16 protein-coding genes and 1 pseudogene are annotated in these 20482 nt (G+C 68.7%); 7 read left to right on the plus strand and 10 right to left on the minus strand.

The genetic code is table 11. The features are described 5' to 3' along the window. Positions 1–247: 247 nt before the first annotated feature. Complete coding sequence (locus ABZ911_RS41145; RefSeq protein ID WP_358069458.1) at positions 248–571, plus strand: hypothetical protein; 324 nt, start codon at positions 248–250, stop codon at positions 569–571. Between the two features lie 522 nt (positions 572–1093). On the opposite strand, the gene ABZ911_RS41150 is transcribed toward ABZ911_RS41145, so the two are convergent. Continuing rightward, positions 1094–3646, minus strand: coding sequence for a cation-transporting P-type ATPase (locus tag ABZ911_RS41150; protein WP_358069461.1), 2553 nt, complete (start codon positions 3644–3646; stop codon positions 1094–1096). Positions 3647–4154: 508 nt separating this feature from the next. On the opposite strand from ABZ911_RS41150, the gene ABZ911_RS41155 reads away from it, so the two are divergent. After that, on the plus strand, positions 4155–6695 hold the full coding sequence (locus tag ABZ911_RS41155) for a cation-translocating P-type ATPase (protein WP_358069463.1): 2541 nt from the start codon (positions 4155–4157) through the stop codon (positions 6693–6695). A gap of 149 nt (positions 6696–6844) precedes the next feature. Here the strand turns inward: ABZ911_RS41155 and ABZ911_RS41160 are convergent, their stop codons facing one another. The 6 genes from ABZ911_RS41160 to ABZ911_RS41185 all read right to left on the minus strand — a co-directional run bounded on the left by ABZ911_RS41160 (position 6845) and on the right by ABZ911_RS41185 (position 11996). Next, entirely contained in the window at positions 6845–6967 is a 123-nt protein-coding gene (locus tag ABZ911_RS41160; RefSeq protein ID WP_358069466.1) for a hypothetical protein, read from the minus strand. A 506-nt stretch (positions 6968–7473) separates the two neighbouring features. Next, positions 7474–8967 carry an AAA family ATPase gene (locus tag ABZ911_RS41165; protein WP_358069469.1) on the minus strand — a complete coding sequence of 498 codons (1494 nt, stop codon included), beginning with the start codon at positions 8965–8967 and terminating at the stop codon, positions 7474–7476. Positions 8968–9702: 735 nt separating this feature from the next. Next, positions 9703–10134 (minus strand): Hsp20/alpha crystallin family protein, encoded by a 432-nt coding sequence (locus ABZ911_RS41170; protein WP_358069472.1) that lies wholly within the window; start codon positions 10132–10134, stop codon positions 9703–9705. Between the two features lie 267 nt (positions 10135–10401). After that, positions 10402–10521, minus strand: a complete 120-nt coding sequence (locus ABZ911_RS41175; RefSeq protein ID WP_358069475.1) for a universal stress protein — start codon at positions 10519–10521, stop codon at positions 10402–10404. A 67-nt stretch (positions 10522–10588) separates the two neighbouring features. Continuing rightward, the gene (locus tag ABZ911_RS41180; RefSeq protein WP_358069478.1) at positions 10589–10996 is read right to left on the minus strand and encodes a hypothetical protein; all 408 of its coding nucleotides are present in this window, start codon (positions 10994–10996) and stop codon (positions 10589–10591) included. Positions 10997–11315: 319 nt separating this feature from the next. Further along, positions 11316–11996 (minus strand): hypothetical protein, encoded by a 681-nt coding sequence (locus ABZ911_RS41185; RefSeq protein ID WP_358069481.1) that lies wholly within the window; start codon positions 11994–11996, stop codon positions 11316–11318. 98 nt (positions 11997–12094) lie between these two features. Between ABZ911_RS41185 and ABZ911_RS41190 the strand changes: the two genes are divergently transcribed. The 3 genes and pseudogenes from ABZ911_RS41190 to ABZ911_RS41200 all read left to right on the plus strand — a co-directional run bounded on the left by ABZ911_RS41190 (position 12095) and on the right by ABZ911_RS41200 (position 13703). Continuing rightward, positions 12095–12736: a helix-turn-helix domain-containing protein gene (locus tag ABZ911_RS41190; protein WP_358069484.1), complete on the plus strand. Its 642-nt coding sequence runs from the start codon at positions 12095–12097 to the stop codon at positions 12734–12736. A gap of 159 nt (positions 12737–12895) precedes the next feature. Next, positions 12896–13150 (plus strand): annotated as a pseudogene (locus ABZ911_RS41195) (winged helix-turn-helix domain-containing protein); the annotation flags it as partial. Then, a complete protein-coding gene (locus tag ABZ911_RS41200; RefSeq protein WP_358069487.1) occupies positions 13122–13703 on the plus strand; it encodes a hypothetical protein in 582 nt (193 codons plus the stop codon). The pseudogene ABZ911_RS41195 and the gene ABZ911_RS41200, both read left to right, overlap by 29 nt. Before the next feature lie 684 nt (positions 13704–14387). Here ABZ911_RS41200 and ABZ911_RS41205 read toward each other — a convergent pair. Together ABZ911_RS41205 and ABZ911_RS41210 are read right to left on the minus strand one after the other, a co-directional pair. Then, positions 14388–14792 (minus strand): hypothetical protein, encoded by a 405-nt coding sequence (locus ABZ911_RS41205; protein WP_346143552.1) that lies wholly within the window; start codon positions 14790–14792, stop codon positions 14388–14390. Positions 14793–14813: 21 nt separating this feature from the next. After that, positions 14814–15911, minus strand: coding sequence for a DUF6745 domain-containing protein (locus ABZ911_RS41210; protein ID WP_358069490.1), 1098 nt, complete (start codon positions 15909–15911; stop codon positions 14814–14816). Between the two features lie 191 nt (positions 15912–16102). Between ABZ911_RS41210 and ABZ911_RS41215 the strand changes: the two genes are divergently transcribed. Then, positions 16103–16996, plus strand: coding sequence for a hypothetical protein (locus ABZ911_RS41215; RefSeq protein ID WP_358069493.1), 894 nt, complete (start codon positions 16103–16105; stop codon positions 16994–16996). Continuing rightward, the gene (locus ABZ911_RS41220) at positions 16993–18885 is read left to right on the plus strand and encodes a hypothetical protein (protein WP_358069496.1); all 1893 of its coding nucleotides are present in this window, start codon (positions 16993–16995) and stop codon (positions 18883–18885) included. Before ABZ911_RS41215 ends, ABZ911_RS41220 begins: the two co-directional genes overlap by 4 nt. 82 nt (positions 18886–18967) lie before the next feature. Here ABZ911_RS41220 and ABZ911_RS41225 read toward each other — a convergent pair whose 3' ends face one another. Beyond that, a complete protein-coding gene (locus tag ABZ911_RS41225) occupies positions 18968–20260 on the minus strand; it encodes an alpha/beta fold hydrolase (RefSeq protein WP_358069499.1) in 1293 nt (430 codons plus the stop codon). Positions 20261–20482 lie beyond the last annotated feature (222 nt).

Raw genomic sequence — 20482 nt, forward strand, 5'->3', positions numbered from 1 at the left:
GCCACCGTTCCCTACGGCCTGGACGAAGCCGATCGGGCCTTGGCCGACCTGGCCGCCGACCGCGTCACCGGCGCCGCCGTACTCCACATCGGCGACTGAGCCGGACGTCAGCCACGGCAGCACACGGGCTCCCCGGCCGCCGAGGCGGGCACGACATCACACGCGCTCAACCAATCCGAGGCGGACTGCGGCTAGACTAGCGCCAGCCGTCAAAGCAGCGGATCTGGCCGACTGGAGCGGCCGAATCGTGATCGACACGGCCAACCTGCTCGGCCCGCCGGACTTCAAGGTTGCAGACCTGGGCGGCCGGACCTCCAGCGAGGTCGTGGCAGACCTCGTGCCCGGCGCGAGCCTGGTGAAAGCCTTCAACACCCTTACCCCGGGGGTCCTCGGCGCTGACCCGCGCACGCCCGCCGGGCGCCGTGTCATCTTCCTGTCGGGCGACGACGCGGGAGCCAACGATCGGGTCGCGCGGCTGATCCAGCACGCCGGTTGGGCTCCGATCGACCTGGGCTCGCTCTCCATGGGGGTCGGCTCCAGCAGTTCCCGGGCGGGCCGTTGCCGACGCTGAACCTTCCCAAAGAGACCTGATCCCCTTGTGACGATTGACAGGCATGCCTGGCTGCGGGCAGAGCATATTTCAACCCGTGAGGGCACGCAGGGGAGGCCGAAGGTCCTCCTCTCGCGGGACCTCCGCACCCGTGCGTGCAATCCACGTCAGGTGACGGCGTCGCCCATCGGTGTTACTCAGCACGCCAATGGTTTCATCAGTGACTCCCGAGGAGACCCCGGGCTTCAGCCCTGGGGAGGAATCTGATGCGCGGGAGGACCGTCAAGGCCCGAGCGGTGCGGTGACCCTTTCTGTTCCGCGTCACAGCGGCCCCTTCCTTGGTATCGTTCAGGTGTTCGGACGGGCTGGTGACAACCAAGCCGGTCTGTCCGGACCTACCGCCGGGCCGGCGGGATGTGAAGCCTGTGGAGGCCACATGAGACCGGTCGCCCGTTTTCGGGTGTGCGTGGGCAGTCGCCCGTGAAGCAGGAAGATCCGACCCGTGAGGGCTGGAATCCCCCGGATTTATCCGTGGGGAGGATGTCAACTCGGTGTCACTTCGCCGACACAGCGGTCGGTCCGCAGCGCCTTGTGTACGGCGTCGGCCCCGACGACAGCGGGGATCGCCAGGGCGGCCATTGCCCAGCCTGCGGGTGGGGGGAGGTCGCCGCCCAGAAGAGCAGCCAGCGGAGGGAAGCCCAAGAAGACCAGGAGCATGACCGCTTCGATCACTACCGCCCACGGCAGGAGCCGATTACTCAGCCACGGCATGCGCCCAACCCAGCGGGTCTCGCTGCGGCAGGCGAAGGCGTTGGCGAGTTGCCCGAGGACCACCGCGGCGAAGGCAGTACCAGAGGCCGCGGCGAGCAGCGCCGAAGACGGCGCGGCACCGAAGGTCCAACCGCCCAGAGCGAGCACGGCGGCGAAGGCCGCCATCTCCACGATGGCTTGGGCCGGGCCGAGCACACCGAAAACACGCCTGAGCAGGCGGCGGTCAAGCAGCGCTCCGGTGCGCGCAGGCCCCCGCATCGTGCGGGGGCCTGCCGGTTCGGCCCCCAAGGCCAGGGCGGGCAGCAGATCGGTCCCAATGTCGAGGGCGAGCACCTGCAGCACGCTCAGCGCCAGAGGGATGGTGCCGCCGCTCACTGCCCACACCAGGAACGGGGTGAGCTCGGCGACGTTGTCGGTCAGGTGGTAGGTGAGGAAACGGCGGATGTTGGCATAGGTAGCCCTGCCCAGCTCGACGGCGGTGACGATGGTGGCGAAGTGGTCGTCGAGCAGCACCACGTCGGCGGCCTCGCGAGCCACATCGGTGCCGGAGGCACCCATGGCGACGCCGATGTCGGCCTCGCGGAGCGCAGGGCCGTCGTTGACCCCGTCACCGGTCATCGCCACCACGTGGCCGCGGCCACGCAGGGAGCGAGCGATACGCAGTTTGTCTTCCGGTGTCACTCGGGCGATCACCACGCCGTCGCGGTCGAGCAGCGCCCCGAGGTGGGCGTCGTCCTCGGGCAGCTCACGACCGGTGAGCACGAGAGGGTCAGGGCCGAGCAGTCCGACCTTCTCCGCGATCGCGCGGGCGGTGCCGGGATGGTCACCAGTGATCATCGCCAGCTTGATCCCCGCACCTCGACATATGGCGATCGCCTCGGTGACCCCGTCGCGGGGCGGGTCCTCAAGACCGACCAGAGCAATGAGAGTCAGGCCGCATTCGACCTCCTCGGCGGTGCCCGCCCGGGGGGCGTCGCGCTGGGCGACGGCCAGGACGCGCAGACCGCGCTCGCTCATCTCCTCCAGCGCGCGCGCCGCTCCCGGCACCTCCCCGGACAGTGGCAGGACCGCGTCCGGTGCTCCCTTGAGATGCAGCCGACCATCGGCGACCACTGAGGATCGGCGGCGACCCGGATCGAACGGGTAGCGCCGGGTGACAGTCGCTTCCTCCCTCGCTCCAGCATGCAGCGCCAGCGCGTGCAGCGCGACCTCCATCGGGTCGCCGACCCCCTTGTAACCGCCGTCGGCGCGAACCAGCCGCCCGGTCGAACACAAGACGGCCGAACGCATGATCTCTGCGGCCGAGGCAGGATCAGCCAAGTCCAACGGGCCAGCCGGCGTCCAAATCTCGACGACCGTCATTTCGTTGCGGGTGAGGGTGCCGGTCTTGTCGGAGCAGATGAACGTGGCAGCCCCCAAGGTCTCCACAGCTTCCAGGTGCCGAACCAGCGCCTTGCGGCCCGCCATCACTCGGGCGGCCCGAGCCAGTGACAGAGTGACCGTGGGCAGCAGCCCTTCAGGCACCAGAGCGACGGTGACACCGAGCGCGAGCAGGAAACCATCGGCGGGCGCCATGCCGAGCAGCAGCGTCAGCATGAAGAACCCCGTTCCGACCGCGAGGGCGATTCCCGCGACGACTTGGATGACCTTGCCGAGGCGGCGGGCGAGCGGGCTGGGCGGTCGCATCGCCGCCCGAGTCAGCGTGGCGATGGCAGCCAGTCGGGTCCGGGCACCTGTCGCCGTGACGACAGCCTCCGCCTGGCCCTCGACCACAAAGGTGCCGGCGAAGGCCGTATCCCTCTCGCTGGGCCGGACGGGGACGCTCTCCCCTGTCAGAGCAGACTCGTTGACCGCCAGCGCATGCACTTCGGCCAGTTCCAGGTCCGCGCAGATCCGGTCGCCCGCCTCCAGCAGGACCACGTCTCCATCGACCAGGTCGGCGGCGGCCACCAGCATGCGGCGGCCGTCACGGCGTACCGTGACCTCGGCGGGGATCAGCTCCTGCAGTTGCCTGCCCGCGTGGTCGGCGCGGTACTCCTGCACGAAGGCGAAGGTCCCGTTCAGCAGCACCACCACGACGATCGCCACCGCCAACTGCGGCATTCCGGCCAGCAGAGCCAACCCAGCCGCCGCCCACAGCAGCAGCGCGAAGAAGTGCACCATCTCCCGGAGTAGCAGCAGCGGCACAGGGCTGCGCTCGCGTACGGGCAACCGGTTGGGACCGTTCACGGCCAGGCGTCGGGCCGCTTCCGGCATGCTCAGGCCCTCACGCGCCGACAGGATGCCCGAAGCTCCGCAGGAGTCGCCGGGCGGGACGCCAGTCATGAGATCATCCTGTGTCCCGGAGGAGATCACATTCTCCGACTTCTCCCGTTGCCGGTCGGCGGGCCTGCGCAGAGAAGTCTGAGCCGTCGTAAACGACGACGACCGTACGGAGTACGGTCATGGAACTTCACCTCGAATCCATCATCGAAGGCAGTGGCCTTTGCCGGCAGAGCGCGCCGTTCCCCTCGTCAAGGGCGATGGACCCGCAGCCTGTGGACGCACTCCATAGGTACTTACCCGCACCGGGGCGCCGTTGGTGCCCGCCAAACAGCACACGCCGCCGCGACGTCGCCGGCTACCACTGTCCTCCGCCAGCGGTGTCGCGTTCACCAGCCCATTCCGAAGTTCTGACCTGCTTCTTCCGCCAAATCAGTGATTTCGGCCCCTACAGAGAGGACCTTCGTCCGTGGTTTAACGGCTCGCCCCCTGCGAAGACTGTTAGACGAGACGATTTGGCGGCTCACGTTGGCTGATCCGCGGGCAACGGGTGGCCGGAGAGGAAGTCGATGTGAGCGCCTCACGCTCCGGACTGTCGGCGGCGGAGGCGGCGGCGCGGCTGGAGCGGGACGGAGCCAATCTGCTGCCGAGCAAACCGCCCGTCCCGTTGTGGCGGCGTGTCGCCACCCAGCTTCGCGACCCGCTGATCATCGTCCTGCTCGTGGCGGCGGCGCTGACCATCGTCACCGGAGACTGGACCGACACTGCCGTGATCATGCTGGTGGTGGTGGTCAACACGTTGGTCGGGGTGGGGCAGGAGGTGCGGGCCGACCGGGCTATCACTGCGCTGTCGCAGCTCACCGCCCCGGTGGCGCGCGTGATCCGTGACGGTTCCCACATTCAGGTTCCGGCGGCTGACATCGTCGTGGGAGATCTTTTGGTGCTCGCCGAGGGCGACATCGTTCCGGCTGACGCGACCGTGGTGGAGTCGGCCGCGCTACTCGTCGACGAGTCGGCCCTGACCGGCGAGTCAGTGCCGGTGGACAAAGCCGACCATGAGCCGCTCTCCTCAGGCACTGTCGTGGTGCGCGGACGGGGTAAGGGGGTGGTCACCGCGATTGGGACGGCGAGCGCGAGTGGTCGCATCGCGTCCATGATGGTCAAGGGGCCTGATCTCACGCCGTTGCAACGGCGGTTGGCGACGGTCGGCCGCATGCTGGCCGCCGTCGCCGTGTTGCTGTCCACCGTGGTGCTGACACTGGGGCTGATCCGCGGGCAACCGGCCGAGCTGATGGTGGTGACCGCGATCAGCCTGGTGGTCGCGGCCGTACCTGAGTCGCTGCCCGCGGTCGTGACCTTGAGTCTGGCGCTGGGAGCACGCCGGATGGCCGCCCGCAACGCCCTCATCCGCAGGCTGCCTGCCGTGGAGACGCTGGGCTCGGTGACCGTGCTCGCCACCGACAAGACCGGCACGCTGACCGAAGGTCGCATGGTGGCCCGCCGATTGTGGACCCCCGAGGGGGAGTCCACGATCACAGGCTCCGGCTATGCACCCGAAGGTGAGATCGTCCACGACCAAGACCCCGCCGCGCTCGCCGACCTGCTGGCAGCCGCGGCCTTGTGCAACGACGCGCAGCTGTCCCAGGACGGCGACGGGCGATGGACGGCGCTGGGCGATCCCACGGAGGCGGCCCTGCTCGCCGCCGCCACCAAGCTCGGCCTGGACCGCAAGGAACTGCACGAGCGCTTCCCCAGAGTCCTCGAGCGCCCCTTCGACAGCGACCGCAAGCGCATGAGCACCGTGCATCAGCTTCCCTGCGGGCGTGCCCGGCTGATCTGTAAAGGCGCGCCCGAGTCCCTGCTCCACCCCTCCGTCCTCGTCGATGAGCCGGAACTGCAGATGCGCGCCGCGCGGCACGCCGAGCAACTCGCCCAAGCCGGATACCGGGTCCTCGCGGTCGCGAGCGCCGAACTGGACGCCGTTCCCGAAAGGGCGCAGGAGAGCGGGCTGTCTCTGCTCGGCTTGATCGCCATTCTGGATCCCCCGCGTCCCGCGGCCGCCGCCACGATCTCCGCCTGCAAAAGCGCCGGAATCAGGCCGCTCCTCATCACCGGCGACCACCCCGGGACCGCCCGGGCAATCGCTACCGACCTCGGCATCATCGACACGGGCGGCCGGGTCACCGACTGCCGTCAGCCCGGCGCACCCACCCAGGACGAGACCAGGGTGTACGCCCGCGCCACGCCCGAGCAGAAGCTCGACATCATCCAAGGCCTGCGCGATCGCGGTGACATCCTGGCGATGACCGGCGATGGCGTCAACGACGGCCCAGCGCTGCGCCGGGCCGACATCGGCGTGGCGATGGGCGAGCGCGGCACAGAGGTCGCCCGTCAGGCCGCCGACCTCGTGCTCGCCGACGACGACCTGGACACCGTCGTCGCCGCCATCGAGGAGGGCCGCCGCGTCTACGCCAACATCCGCCGTTTCCTCGTCTACGGCCTGTCGGGCGGAGCAGCCGAGATCGCCGTCATGCTGCTGGGCCCGTTCGTCGGGCTCCCACTCCCCCTGCTGCCCGCCCAGATCCTCTGGATCAATCTGCTCACGCACGGGCTGCCGGGCGTGGCCCTCGGCGGTGAACCAGCACTGCCGGCGGCCATGTCCAGCCCGCCAAGACCGCCTACCCAGAGCATCCTGGGCGCGGGATTGTGGCAGCGCGTGATCCGGATCGCGATCGTCCTTACCGTCGTCACCCTCGGCGTAGCCGTCTGGGCCCACCAGACCGGACGACCGTGGCAGAGCATGGCCTTCTTCGCCCTCGGCGCCACTCAGCTCGGCGTCGCGATCGGCTCGCGGACCCGGCCCGGCTCGCTGGCCAACCCCATGCTCCTGATCGCCGTCGCGGGCGCGTTCATCCTGCAACTGGCCGGGCTGTACCTCCCACCGCTTCGAGAACTCCTCGGCACCGAACCACTGGACTTGGGCGACCTGCTGATCGTCACCGCATTGTCCGTGCTCGGCTACGCCGCCGCACGCCTGGACCGGATCTTGCATCCGTCCCCGCACCCCCCTGTCCGGCCGGAGGCCTTCTCAAACGCCTCGCAGGCCGAATAATCATCTGTCCCGGCCAGGCTCCGACACTTCGGAAAGTGCCCGTACCGCCTCATAAGAGGTCAGTAAGTTCGCCAGCTCGCACATTCCGGGACACGTCATGCACAGGCGATGAATCGACTTCACCCTCACGAGACCAACCAAATCACGATCTACGCATATTCCGGGTCGGCTGCGGCCTCCAGGAGGAGCAGCGCGATGTCGTCGGTGTGGTGATCGAGGTTCGCGGCATGGCCGATAAGGGTTTGGGCGAGCCAGGTGATCCGCGACGCCACTGGCCTGGCCGTCGACTACACCGTCGAAGGCGACTAAACGACGACCGCGCCGACGCCGTGGACCTGGTGCGCTCGTTCATGGCCAAGATCCGCCGCCATCCGGCGCACCGCGCCGCGCACCCGCCGACCGGACCGACAAACTCGTGGGAGTGCTCGACGCCTACGTCGATGCGGCAGGGTTCACATGAACGTCAACGTTCTCACCCGGGCCGTCCTGCTGGACGCCATGAACCCGGCCGGTACCCCAGCTGACCAACCGGGTTTCCGGCTACGCCGTCAACTTCGTCCGGCTCACCCGCGTGCGACAGCAGGACGACATCGACTGCACCTTCCACGGGTCGCTGTGGACACCCGCGCGGACATACTCCGGCAGGCCACCGCCGAGCGGTGCTCGGCAAAGCGGCGCTCGGCCGCCCGGCCTGAGTGCGTTTCGTGTTGGTGCCCGGCCTCACCGACGATGCCGACACCCGTATCCAGGCGCAGTTCCGGGCGAACGGTGTCATCGGTCAGCCGGGCTCCAGTTGGGGGCGCCGGAACCGGCGGGGCACCGCGGCCCAGCGAGCATGGATCACCGCCAACGCCCGTTCCAGCGCCTGTCCCGGCATCGCGCTGGTGTCGATCTCGATCGCGGCTGGCCAGGGAGCCATCCTCTGCGTCATGACTGCGGCGATCGCCTGGTCGGCGTCGGAGACTCCACCGGTACGGGTCGCCAGGCGTTCCACCGTGACCTGCGGCAGAGCGGTGCAGAGCAAGGCGACAAAGTCACTGGAGGTGCGTTGAGCGAGGTGTTCGGCCGCTGTCCGCTGCCCCTCGTCGATCCAGGAGGCGTCGAGGATGACCGGCTCGCCGTACCGGAGCAGCTGCCCGGCACGGGACAGCAACTCGTCGTAGGTGCGTTCGGTGTGCTCGTGACTGTAGATGCCCTCGCCAAAGGGAGCGGGCGCGGGCTGTTCCGGCGGGATGCCGGCCAGTTCCTTGCGGACGCGGTCGCTGTTGAGCAGGGTGTAGCCCAGGCGGTCGGCGAGAGCGGCGGCCAGGGTCGACTTGCCGGTCCCAGGTGATCCGCCGACGAGGACCAAAGTGACCGTGCCCGCCTGGAGGTGCCGTAGCGTGAGTTCGGCGAGCTGCTGGGCCTCCCACGCCATGCCGGAGTCGCCCTGTCCGTACCGGAAACAGGCGACCTTGGCGCGAACGAAGGCCCGATAGGCGACGTAGTGGTGCCACAGCGCGGGCGGTGCGGGGTCGTCGGTGAACTCGACGTATCGGTGCAGCAACACCTCGGCCAGCCGGGGCGCGCCGAGCCGTTCCAGGTCCATGGCCAGGAAGGCAACGTCGTCGAGACCGTCGACGAAGCGCAGCCGTTCGTCGAACTCCAGGCAGTCCAGGATGCGGGGCCCGTCGTCCAGACAGAAGACGTCCTCGGCGAGCAGGTCGCCGTGGCCGTCCACGATGTGGCCCTCCTCAATCCGAGTGGTGAACAGGGGTTCGCGGCCGTCGAGAAAGCGCAGCGTGAGCCGTTCGATCTCCTGGACGATCGCGGCGTCGAGCACCGCGTCGGGAAGTGCCCGGACTTGGTCGATATTCGTGCTCCAGCGAGAGCGCAGTGCCTCTCGTCCTCCTTCCCTATCGATCTCCGGACCGTGGCGCGACCGGGCGTGCATGCTCGCGACTATCCGGGCGATGGGGCGCAGGTGCTGCTCGGCCGGTTGTCCCGAGCGGATGAGGGCGGCGAGACGACGTTCCTCGGGCATGCGCCGCATTACGACGAGATGATCGCAGACCTCTCCGTCCGGCCCCAGCACGTCGGCGACTCCCTCGTAGACGTCCGGAGCCAGTCGCCGGTTGAGCTCCACCTCCTGATGGCAGGCGGCCTGCCTGGCCTGCCGGGTGGTGAAGTCCAGGAAACCCAGGTCCACCGGTTTCTTGAGCTTGTAGGCGTGATCCCCCAGGAGGGCCACGACAGCGATGTGCGTTTCCTTGATCTGCGCCCACGGTCTCATCGACGATGCCTCCGTGCTCTGGTCCGCTCCAGGTACCCGAGGCGCGGAATGAACGGGGGGACCCGTCCCCGACACGGTCTCGGGTGAGTGGGACAGACTCCCCCTGACTGACTCCTCCCCCTGGCCGTGGCCGGTGAATCGATCGGTCGGTGACGGACCGCGACAGCGGACGAGGACAGGCGATGCGTATGCCCTGAACGCTGTCCAGGACCAAGCAAGATTCCCGCTCCGAACCCCATGATTGGCGAAGGGGAGCTGACGAGCTTCGTTCTGACCTTCGGGTCTTTCGGCCCTGCTGCACCCGATCACGCGATCGGACTGACAGTGAGGAGCGGACCTGACAGGAGAGGCCGGATGCCGGCTCCACATCTGGCATATGACAGGGACGGCCAAAACCGGGACGTCGAACGAACCCCCGCCTCCGGCAGCACCTCCCGCGACGGACGCGATGCCGCCCCGAGGTGTGATCATGGTCGGCCCTCTCGGGACCGGCAAGACGCTCATCTCCCGCGCGATGGCCGGCGGGGCGGCCGTGCCGTTCCTGTTCACCGGTTCGTCGGTGTAGTGCCTCGTGTGTGCGTGACCTGTTCGACGAGGCGCGCAAGCGTGCGCCCTCGATCGTGTTCATCGACAGATCAACGCGATCGGCGGCGACGACGGCCCGCCCTTCCCACAGGTAAGCCGACGAGCTGGCTGAGACGGGCCCGCCTCAGCCGGGCGGGCCCGCGTACTCCCTCACGTCTCCGACTGCGGCTTGGACTCGATCTGGATGCGCCTGCCCTCCTGTTTGGCATGAGCGAGCTTGACGCTGACGTCCAGGACGCCCTTGTCGTAGACGGCCTTGATGTCGTTGTCATCCACCCCCGAGGGCAAAGCGACAGAACGAGTGAAGGAACCGTAACGGAACTCCGTCCGGTGCTGGTCCTTGCGCTCGTCGCGCCGTTCGGCACGGATGGTCAGAACGCCGTCGGACACGGTGATCTCAACGTCCTTCTCAGGATCGATTCCCGGCAGTTCGGCTCGCAGGACGTAACGGTCATCCTCGATGTAGTCCTCGAACTTGATGGGCTGCGCTACGGGCGGTCGCAGGGCCGCGAAGGGAAGCTCCAGCCAGTCGAACAGTTCGGGAACGAGTCCTCGCTGTTCACGACGCATCGGCGTACTCATGTGTTCCTCCCTGCCTTTCTTGAGACTTCCTTCCCTTTTCATCCCATCGGCCGGTGAGCGGCGAAACAGGGGCCAGAAGTCCCTATTGTCGAAGTCTTTCGGCTGGTGTGTGGACGACACGCGGATCGACGACGTCGTCTCACCGCGCACCGTGCTGCCTCACAGACCGGCGCTGTTTCGAGGATGTTGGAGACGGGACCCCCTGAGTGGCGGGTACTGCCAGGCCGTACCCGAAGCGGATGATCCACTCACGGAAGGGGCCGACACTCAGGAGGTCTGTCGGTGTGGAGGCGCGGCGGCGGGGCAGTGAGCACGATGCAGGACGCCGTGGCTGACCGAGCCCAGTACAGCCGAGCGGAGGTTGGCGAGGCCGTGCGAGCCAACCACGATGAGATGGGCGATGCGCGAGGCATCGGCGAGGACGGGAACCGGGTGACTACAGAGGTTGACTCCTTCACCTGGGCCTCAGGGTGCTTGTCACGCCAGGGCGCAAGGCGGGCTCGGTGGCTATGACAATCTCGCTGCGCTGGAACGAACCCGATCCCATGTCGTAGGAAAGCTCGTAGTAAGCGAACTGGTCGTACTGCTCCAATTCGTCCAGCAGTCGGCCGCTCTCGTCGAACTGCGCGTGCAGCGTCGCCATCCCGGCGCGAGCGGCCCGGTCCTCGGGGTCGTTCCGCAGAACTCGCGAGTACAGCTCCTGCGCCTCGTCGCGCCGACGAATCAGCGCATGCTCATCCTCCCCATTGTCAGCGGCGAAGCTTTCGTCGTTCTGCCAAAAGGTGATCTGCTGGACCAGACGGCTGGCCAGCAGAGTCGAGGCGAGTGCGTCGTCAGGACGCGCGCGTAGGACGGCACGCAACCACGACTCCTCTGGCCACGTGAGGCGGGTTATGCCGGATGCGTAGCTCCTGGTCAGTGTTCGAGACCAGTCCCCGCCCTGACGTGCGTCTGCAGGTCCTGCCTGCTGGAGGTGCGGAGCTCAGGGAAGACGCCCAAGGGCCCCTGCTCCGTCTGGGGGAACAACCGGGCAAGGGGAAGGCCGGACGGGCGAACGCAGGTGAACCTCTCAACGGGAGGTTCGGGTTCGTTTGAGAGTCGGTACGGGTCAGCCGCGGATGCGGCGGATGCGGCGGGCGTAGCGGGGTCGGCGGATGACGTGCCAGATGTCGCTCGGCAGGTCAGGCAGGGGCGGTACTCGTTCGGTCGTTGGTGAGTGTCCGGGCCGGGGTGTCGGGGTTTTGCCGGATCAAAACGATGCCGTACGCAACGATCCAGACGACCCACATCAGCCAGCCGACGAGGCCGAGGAGGCCGAGGGCCCCGCCGTTGTCGATGACCCAGTGGGCGAGGGTGGCCGAACTGAACTGAAGCGCGGCGGCGAGCAGTCCCAAGGCGCCGTGCCATGGCCGGATCAGGCCGGTGCGCAGGCCGCCGATGGACAGGCCGAGGAGGGCGAGCGCCAGAAAGGTTCCGTTGAGGGTGAATACCGCATCGTGCAACGCCCAGAGGCCCGTGGTCGCGGAGCGGTCGTGCGGGGCGGTCGAGGTGAGGGCAAGGCGGGCCGCGACGACCCCGGCGAAGGTGACGTTCTGAAGGGCCAGACCGGCGAGGCCGAGCAGAGACCACGCCTCGCGGCGGTCGCGCTCGGAGCCCCACAGCACGGCGAGCGCGCCGGCGCCGAACAAGGCGGCCAGGATCCACGCGGCGGGCGTGAGCGCGGATCCGACGCCGACGGCGAGGCCCTCGCTGGCGAAAAACGCGGTGACCTCGCCGATCTCGGCGCCGGTGAGCGGCAGGCCGGCGGGCATCATGATCACGTTGGCGAGGACGATCATGGCGGCGAAGCCGATGGCGGCCATGCCGCCGATCCGGGAGAAGCTCATGGTGGCCGACTTGGATTTAAATGTCATATATTGATTATATGGCGCGTAAACCTGAAGAGGGCAAGGGGTAAGGCATGGACGCGGAGCAGGGCCGACGTCGCTATGACTCGCTGCGTCGGATGACGCAGGCGCTGGAGACCCGGGCCGAGATCGCCCGCGCCGCCCGCCGGCTCTTCGACTCCCGGGGCTGGGCGGACACGACCGTGCGCGAGGTGGCGCGCGAGGCGGGGGTCTCCGTGCCCACGGTCTACGCGACGTACGGAAACAAGATCGGGCTGACCCGGGCGGTGGCCGATTCGGCCGACCTGTCCGCCGACGCGCCGCAGATGCTCGCGGAGCTGGAGGCCGCAGCGGCGGACCCCGAGCGCCAGCTCACGGCGATGGCCGCCTACGACCGGCGGCTGTTCGAGCGCGCGGGCGACATCATCCTGCTGATTCGCGAAGCGGGCCGCAGCGAACCCGAGCTCGCCACCGCTTACAGCGACGGCCGCAAACGAGGCGACGACACCCGGGTTCAGGTCTTCTCATCCTGGCCGTCCGGCACTCTTCGAACCGGCCTGGACCTACAGACTGCCGTCGACGTCTACGCGGCCATCTGCAACATCGACGTCTACACCACCCTCACCACCGAACGCGGCTGGACCCCCGACCGCATTGAGGAGTGGTGGGGACAGGCACTGGTCCGCGAACTCCTGAGCCACACACGACGAGCATGACCCGGGGACGGCTCCGCGCTGAACGGGGCCGACGAAGCACTCTGCTGATTCCACACTTTCGGCGCTGGTCACCTCTCATCCGCTTAGCTGCGAGGGTGTTCCGTTTGGGGATCTGCGCGGTGAGTTAGCGGCGTTTGTTGCCGAGGTGTATACACCCCGCGCGGGGTGTCCTATCTACTGCATCGGATCGGCTGGAGCCCGCAGGTGCCCGTGCACCGGGCGGCAGAGCGTGATGAGGAGCAGATCACCACCTGGGTGAAGGAGACCGGCCGCATAAAAGGCAGGCCGCCGAAAGCGGCGCCTGGATCTGCTTCGTCGACGAACACTCTCCCCACCCCCGCGAAGATTCCGAATTGCCGCACGCCGACGATAGGGAGCCAGCGGTATGGGTCGGAACAGCGATCTCTTCTATGAACTCGCCGAGCTTGTGCCCGAGGATCGCAGGAGGCTCGACCGGGCCAATGGCGAGGATGTCGTGACGGACATGTGTGGGATAGGTGAGGGCGCGTTCGCTCTCGAGGAGCTCTGCGTCAGGCTGGTCGAGCACCAGGTCCCGCTCAGCGAGGCCACGCGTGCGCAGATCGCAGTTCTCAGCGAGTCCGAGGCCAGCTGGGAGCGTTGTAAGGACTGGGGAAAATCCCGCGCCCTCCTCGCTGACTGCGCCGGCGCTGACGAACACGATCCGCCTGTGCGGCTCGTTGAGGACATTGAGCATGGGCACGCTTTGGAGGACCAGATCAAGGCGGGAATCGGGCTCGGTCATCCCCTCGGCGGTTCGGACGCCCTCGCCGCCTGGATCGCGTGCTGCCGCTGCGACGATGTCCTCGTCCGGGTCTTCGACTACGAACGCGTCAATCACGTCTTCGCTGACCGGTATGCGATCGTCCGATCACTCCGCCACGTCACCTTGTTCGAGACCGGTTTCGAAGCAATCGACGCTCTGGTCGAAGGCTGTATGGCGCGGTAACGCCCAGTTCAGACACTCACTGATGACGAGCTACCCCAAAGAGGTCTGCGACATGTTCACCGGCGCGCCGCCCGGCTGCCGGAGTGGCCGTCGCCTGTGGCGCTGCGGCCCATTGCGCAAGGGCCGCAGCGAGGGTGCGACGCGGTGATCAGGAAACCCCGGCGATCCACTGGCCCTCCAACGTCCTCCAGTGCCCTGACCGTACCGCTGGAGTCCAGGGAGATTCCAGAATCGTGCAATCGTCACGAAAGGCGAGAAGGAGCCAATAGGGCCAGCCCTGGCGGTAAACCTCCTCTGGATCGATGCCCAGCAGGTCAGCGATAGCGCGTTGCGCGCTCATCTCCGGCACGGGCGCATCACGCGCTGTCCAGCGCGACACCTTCTCTCTCCGCGTGGCCATCGAGCCGTACCCCAGTGCCCGATGACGCTCGGCAACTCGCCGGAGAAAGCCCGTGGCAGTCCAGTGGTTACGGGAGCTCCGGCTGGCCACGGAGCTCCTGCGCGACCGGGCCGACCGATATGAATCTCTGCTCGGCCACCTGCGGGTTCGATCCCGACCTGTTGCGGCGTGCCATGGATGCCTGCCGCATTCCCGCTCACCACCGGCGACTGGTCCAAGCCCGCCTCGCCGTTGCGGACAACCTGAAGCGGTGTCCCCTCCTCGCCGGTGGCCCGCCCCCGGCCTCAATCGGCGACGAGCCGGACTTGGTCCGCCTGCTCGCGCTGGCGACGCAGCTCGTAGGTGCCGGGCGCGATACCGGTGAAGGCGTGTTCGGGGTGCGCGAGGTAGGCGGTAGCGCCCTCCTCGACGGTCAGCACGCCAAGCACCAGCGCGCGGCCGGACTGGTCAGGGCTGAAGAACGCCGCGCCGGTCGCGACCAGGAGGTGGGTGTTGGCCTGGGCCTGGCCGCGGACGACCGGGACGCCGGAGGTGGGGATCGGGGTACGGGCCGGCTCCCTGGTGACCGGCACGACGGCGACATCGCCCTGGAACTGCAGGCCGGACAGGATAGGGATCTCGGCCTGCCGGTCGAGGTGCTCGTCGACGGTGACGCCGAAGGTGGCGATGGCCTGCTCGATGGTGGGCATCTTCTCAGGGCTCCTCAAAGGTCAGGATCGGCGCTGTGCCTGGGCGTACTGGGCGGGGGTGAGGCCGTAGGTCCAGGCGGCGGCCTCGATGGGGTCGGTGCAGTCGGCGGGGACGGTGAGGCCGAAGCGGCGGCGGGTGCCGTCCCGCTCGAGGGTGCCGTTGGTGCACAGCAGGACGCGCACGCTCGTGGGGTAGACGCCCGGGGGGACGTCGTGCAGGGTGAGCGTCTGGCCGGGGTTGCCGGGGTCGGGCGCGGCGGGCCCGATCTGGGCGAGGCGGGCCTCGATGACGAAGCGGTCCCAGCCGCGGCGTTCGATGGCGCAGCGGCGGATCTCGGCGTTCGGCTCGCGGATGATCTCGTCGGCGGTCAGGGTGTCGTCGATGACGGCCTGGGGGACGTGGGTGCCGTGCCAGAAGTACAGCCCGAATCCGTCGACCCAGGCGACGGCGGGTCCGTCGGGGCAGTGGAGCCGGCGCCTGGCCAGGTCGCCCTCGCCGACCTGTTCCCGGCGCAGTTCGTCCGGGGGCGGGCAGAGCAGGACGAAGTCGCGGAACGGCCACCACCACCAGGCGGCGGGCGCGGACCGGTGGCCCGGCAGGCAGGCCCGCCACAGCAGGCGGATCGCGCCGCGGATCGTGTCCTGCCGCACGCCGCCCACCGCCGCGTCCACCGCCGACCGCACGACCGCGTCCGCGGCCTCGGTGACCGTGGCCCGGGTGCCGGTGGGCGTGCCGCGCGGCGCGGGGTCCGCCGTCGCGGCGATCTCGGCGTGCTGGGCGGTCGCCGCCGCCCCGTGCACCGGATCGCCCGCCACGCCGTCCGCTGCGGCCTGGACGGCGTCGCGTACCGCCCGCCCGATCGTCTCGCCGGCCGTGCCGTCCACGGCGCGGTGGACCGAGTCGAGGACGCGGCCGTTGCGGTGGCCGGTGGCCAGGCAGGCGGCGATCGGTGCGGCGAACGCGCCGACGAGCGGCGAGGGCACCCACACGACCCGCTCCGGGAACGGGACCCCGATCTGCCGGTAGCAGGCGCGGGCGGCCAGCTCGAACGCCTGCCTCCCCTCGGCGGGGACGTCCTGCTCGTCGGTCGCGGGACGGGCCGAAGCCGGTGCGCTCACAGTGGAGACCTCCCATGCCGGCGGCCTGGCTCCGCCTCAGGATGCCGCAATGTATACCGTGCCGCGCGGAGCTGTCCACGCCCGCGATCATGCGTCCGATGGGCCGAAACGCCTGCGGGCAAGGTCATTTCGGCGGTAGTTTAACGGGGCTTTGTCTTGACATATCAACGATGATTCGTACATTCGTTCGAATGGAAGTCATGGTCATCGAGGAAGCATTACGGGCTCGTCCCGACGACTTCGCCGCGTGGCACGCGTACAGCGACCGGCTGCTGCGGCAGGGCGACGCCAGAGGCATGCTGATCCGCCTTGAGCAGCGCCTGGCACGCACCCGCCCCGCCGATCGGCCGGCCGTGGAGCGCGAGATCGCCGACCTCGTCGCGGAGCACGAGGACCGATGGAACGACGGGCTGCCGGGCAGGGCGCGGGTGCGGTCGCGCCGGTACGGCTTCGCCACGGAGGTGGCCGTCGAGTGGTCGGACGATGTCCGCGAGGTCGTGGAGCAGGTGCTGCGCGCCCCGTTCGTCACCACGCTGAGGATCACCTCGAACGCGGCGGCTGAAGAGGACGAGGACTGGGACGACGAGGACGGGGACCGCGGCGAGCTGCGCCCGGGCCGCCTGGACCTGCGAGCCCTCGCCGGGCTGGACCTCGGGCGGCTCACCGAGCTCGACCTGTCCTACCTGAGCGTCGGCTGCGACGGCGCCGAACTCCTCGCCGCCCTGTTCGCGTCGGACCGGTTGCGGGCACTCGGCCTGCGGTACTGCCGCATCGCCGACACCGGCCTGGCGGCGCTCGCGGCCTGCCCGCACCTGGGCGGGCTGCGCCGCCTGCACCTGCAGCGCAACAGGGTGACCGCCGAGGGCGTGCGGTCGCTGCACAGGTTCACGGAGCTGACTGAGCTCGACCTGCGCTACAACGACCTCGGAGAGGCGGGCGCGCAGGAGCTGCTCGCCGCCCCGTTCGCCGGATCCCTCACTCGGCTGTGGCTGTACGACTCCGATGTGGGCCAGGACGGCGTGCGGAAACTGGCGCAGGCCGCGAATCTTCCGCCGGGGCTGCGGAGCATGTGGAGGTGCGTGTGAGCATCGAACTTCGGGACCGGTTCTTCGCCCTGTCGGCCGGGGACGCCCCCGCCGAGGAGGTCGCCCGGTATCGGGCGGAGGTGGACGCGACCGACGCCGGACCGGCCACGACGGTGGACGGGCTGGAGGTCTGCTGGCATCCGTCGGCGCGGTTCAAGGCCGTGCGCTTCATCGACGCCGAGCTCATCGACGAGCGGGTTCGGGAGCTGTTCGCCCGGCCCAGCGCGGACGCGCCGTACCTGGCTGCCGTGTTCGCGGATCCGCACGAGCTGTCGTTCCGCACGTTCGAGAACATCGTCCCGCTGGACCGCCTCCTCGGGGCCGTGCCGCTGGAGATGGAGCTGACCGGGCGGACGGAGCACGCCGAAGGGGTGTTCTCATTCTCACTGCGCCTGCCGGAGCAGGCCCGCGACCGGCTGGCGCGGCTGGACGGCATGAACCTGTACGTGCCGCCGCTGAACGCCGCCTCCCGGGGCGGCGAACGGTTCATCTTCCACTCAGCGCTGCTGGCCGAGGCGTTGACCGCGGCGATGGCCGACGCGCTGCCGCCATCCGTGGCGGAGGGGTTCTCGCACGTGAACCCGGTGTTCCGGTGCAACGGGTTCGAGCCCGGTGACGCAAATTTCCACCTGCATCGGGACACGCCGTACTACGACGCGACGCGCCGGCACATCTCCCGCTACACGCTGCTGCTGTACCTGACCGGCGGCACGGGCTCGCCGGCGCTGGACCTGGTCGGCGGCGCCGCGCTCGGCGAGATCGGCGCCTTCACGTGTGTGATCTTCGATCAGCGGTACGAGCACGAGGGCGCCCCCTACCGCGACGGCCGCAAGGTGTTCCTGCGTACCGAGCTGATCTTCACCGCCGGCGAGGTCACCGAGGCGCCGGAGATCGGCGCGCTGTTCAGCAAGGCGTGCTACCTGACCGGCGAGAGCGTGTTCGCGCCCGAGCTGGCCCGGCACGCCGACGCGTACTACAACCAGGTGGCCGCCGCCCACTGGGACGGCTGGGGTGAGGGCCCCGCCCGCGAGACCTTCGTGCACAAGGAGTTCCGCGGGGTGCACTTCGTGACCAACGGCTACGACTTCTGGTTCCCCAGGACCGACGCGCTGCAGCCAGCGGAGTGCGCGGCCATCACCCTGCTCGACTACTTCAACTGCAAGCTCGGCGACACCGCGTTCCGCGTGCTGTGCCGGACGGAGGTGATCGAGGCCGAGGATGCCGGCTGGATCCCGGAGTTCCTGCGGGACAAGCACGGCCACTCGGTCATGACGCGGGTGGACAAGTCCGCGTTCTTCCCCGAGCCGGAGCGGCCCCACGGCGCGATCTGCTGCCCGTTCCACACCTCCGGGCAGTTCGACCCCACGCGCTTCGACGAGGTCATCAAGCTCTACACCGACGCCCAGTCCTTCGCCCAGGCGCACATCCTGCCCGCGCCGATCCTCATGCTCGGCGAGGACGTGGCCCTCGACCCGGACCGGTTCGTCATCCAGGACGGCCTCATCCACGTGCTCGGCAAGAACGCCCTCACGCCGGTCAACTTCGCCGCCTGCTGGAACGACGAATCCATCCCCGAGGACTACGTGGTCGTCGCGGCCAAGGTCGGCGTGGAGCAGTTCCTCGTACCACCGATCATCTACAACGAGTCCGCCGGCTGCCGCCACCTCAGGTTCGACTTCTTCCGCAACTCCTGGATGGTCGGCCACCAGCGGGCCACCATCCCCATCCCCAGGATCACCGAGGAGGACTGGGCCGACCCCGACGAGAGCAGCGCCTGGCGGCGCTCGGTGGACAGCTCCCTCATCGACGACGAGCACCCGCTGGAGCCCAGCGGCCTGTGGGACGACGAGGAGGACGACTGGGACGACGAGGACGAGGACCAGGAATGAACGACACCAGCGCGTTGCGGTACTGCTCCCCTTGGTCCGGTTTCGCAACTGGGCGGAGGCGGCTTGTGCGATAAGGCGAGTTTCATGGTGTTTCGCGTATCAGGGCGATGAGGTGGTCAAGGACGGCTCCGTTGCTGGTGCGTAGGCCGTTGTGTTGGTATTCGTTGGTGATCCAGGGCCTCAGGCCGTGGATGGTCTGGGCGGTGGTGATCGACAGGTCACGGTCGAGGTACATGTCGTCGTAGTAGATGGCGGCGGCGACGGGCACGGTGTTGGCGCGCAGGCGGTCGGTGTCATAGAGGGCGGGCCAGGTCGTACGTTCGGCGATCAGGTGTGCGGCCTGGCGGAACGGCCGTAGCGCCGGGTCGGAGTCGAACATCCAGGGGTAGATCATCTCGCCGGTGAACAGGACGGGCGCGCCCGAGTCGAGAGCTGCGGTGGCGTCGAAGGCGGGGAACTCGCCCCGGATGCGTTGAGCCGACCAGTGGGTGGCGCCTTCCCCCTGGGCGTAGGTCGCCTCATGCAGCAGGGAGTACAGCGGTCCCCCGGCGATTCCGGACAGTTCCCAGTCGACCTCGGACAGAAAGGCGTCTGATGGTTCGGTCCCGCCGGTGAAGGGGTCTTCGAGGAGATAGTGCAGGCGGCGGCTGCCGTCGCTGCCGCCGAGGAGGTTGCCCAGGGACTGAAAGGTCTCGACGGTCAGCGGCCTGCCGCTCGGCAGGACGACCTGATGGTCTCGCAGGTACCGGGCGACGGTGCGGGCTTGCTCGCCGTCGCCGGGGAAGCGGTCGAAGTGTTCCGCGTTCTTGGCGACGACCCGGGGATACAGCGCGCGATAGACGTCGTCGGCGGTAGCGCGCACGCCGGGTAGCCCGCCGGTGATGAACGCCTCGGCCAGCCCCTGCGGAGCAAAGGAGAGGTAGGTGACCGTGCACAGGCCACCGAAACTTTGCCCCAGCACGCTCCACGGCCGGTCCCCGATGAGTGTTCGGCGGATAATCTCGGCGTCCCGCACGATCGCGTCGGCGCGGAAGTGCGACAGGTAGTGCGCCTGGGCGGCCGGGTCGCCGACCTGGGCCAGGAAACGGCGGTCCACGGGGGTGGATCTGCCGGTTCCCCGCTGGTCCAGCAGCAGCACACGGTAGTCCTGCAAGGCCCGGTGTAGCCAGCCTTCGCCGCCGAGCGGGCGGGGGGCGGCCGCGCCGGGGCCGCCGCCCAGGAACAACAGCCAAGGAAGGTCCCGGGCCGCTTTTCCAGCGGCACGCACTTCGCGCGCATACACCTGGATCTGCTGGTCATCGGGCCGGTCATGATCAAGAGGGACGGTGAAGGTGTGGTCAGTGAGCACGGTGCCGTATCGGCGTGATGTCGTCATGTTGCTTTCTCTGGTTAGGCGGGACCGGCGGGAAAGAGAACGCGTGGCTCTAGGTGACTGGTGTTAAGCGGGTCATTTGGGAGTGTGATGGTCCTGGGTGACCCGCTCAGGGCTGCTGCCCTGGACGGGGATGCCATTGCGGTTCGCGGGCTGGTCTGAAGTCTCAGCCGACCCGTATAGGTCTCACAAGGCGGCCGACAAGGGCGATCGGGCAGACCCCTG

The sequence above is a fragment of the Nonomuraea sp. NPDC046570 genome, from assembly GCF_040645915.1.
Taxonomy (GTDB): domain Bacteria; phylum Actinomycetota; class Actinomycetes; order Streptosporangiales; family Streptosporangiaceae; genus Nonomuraea.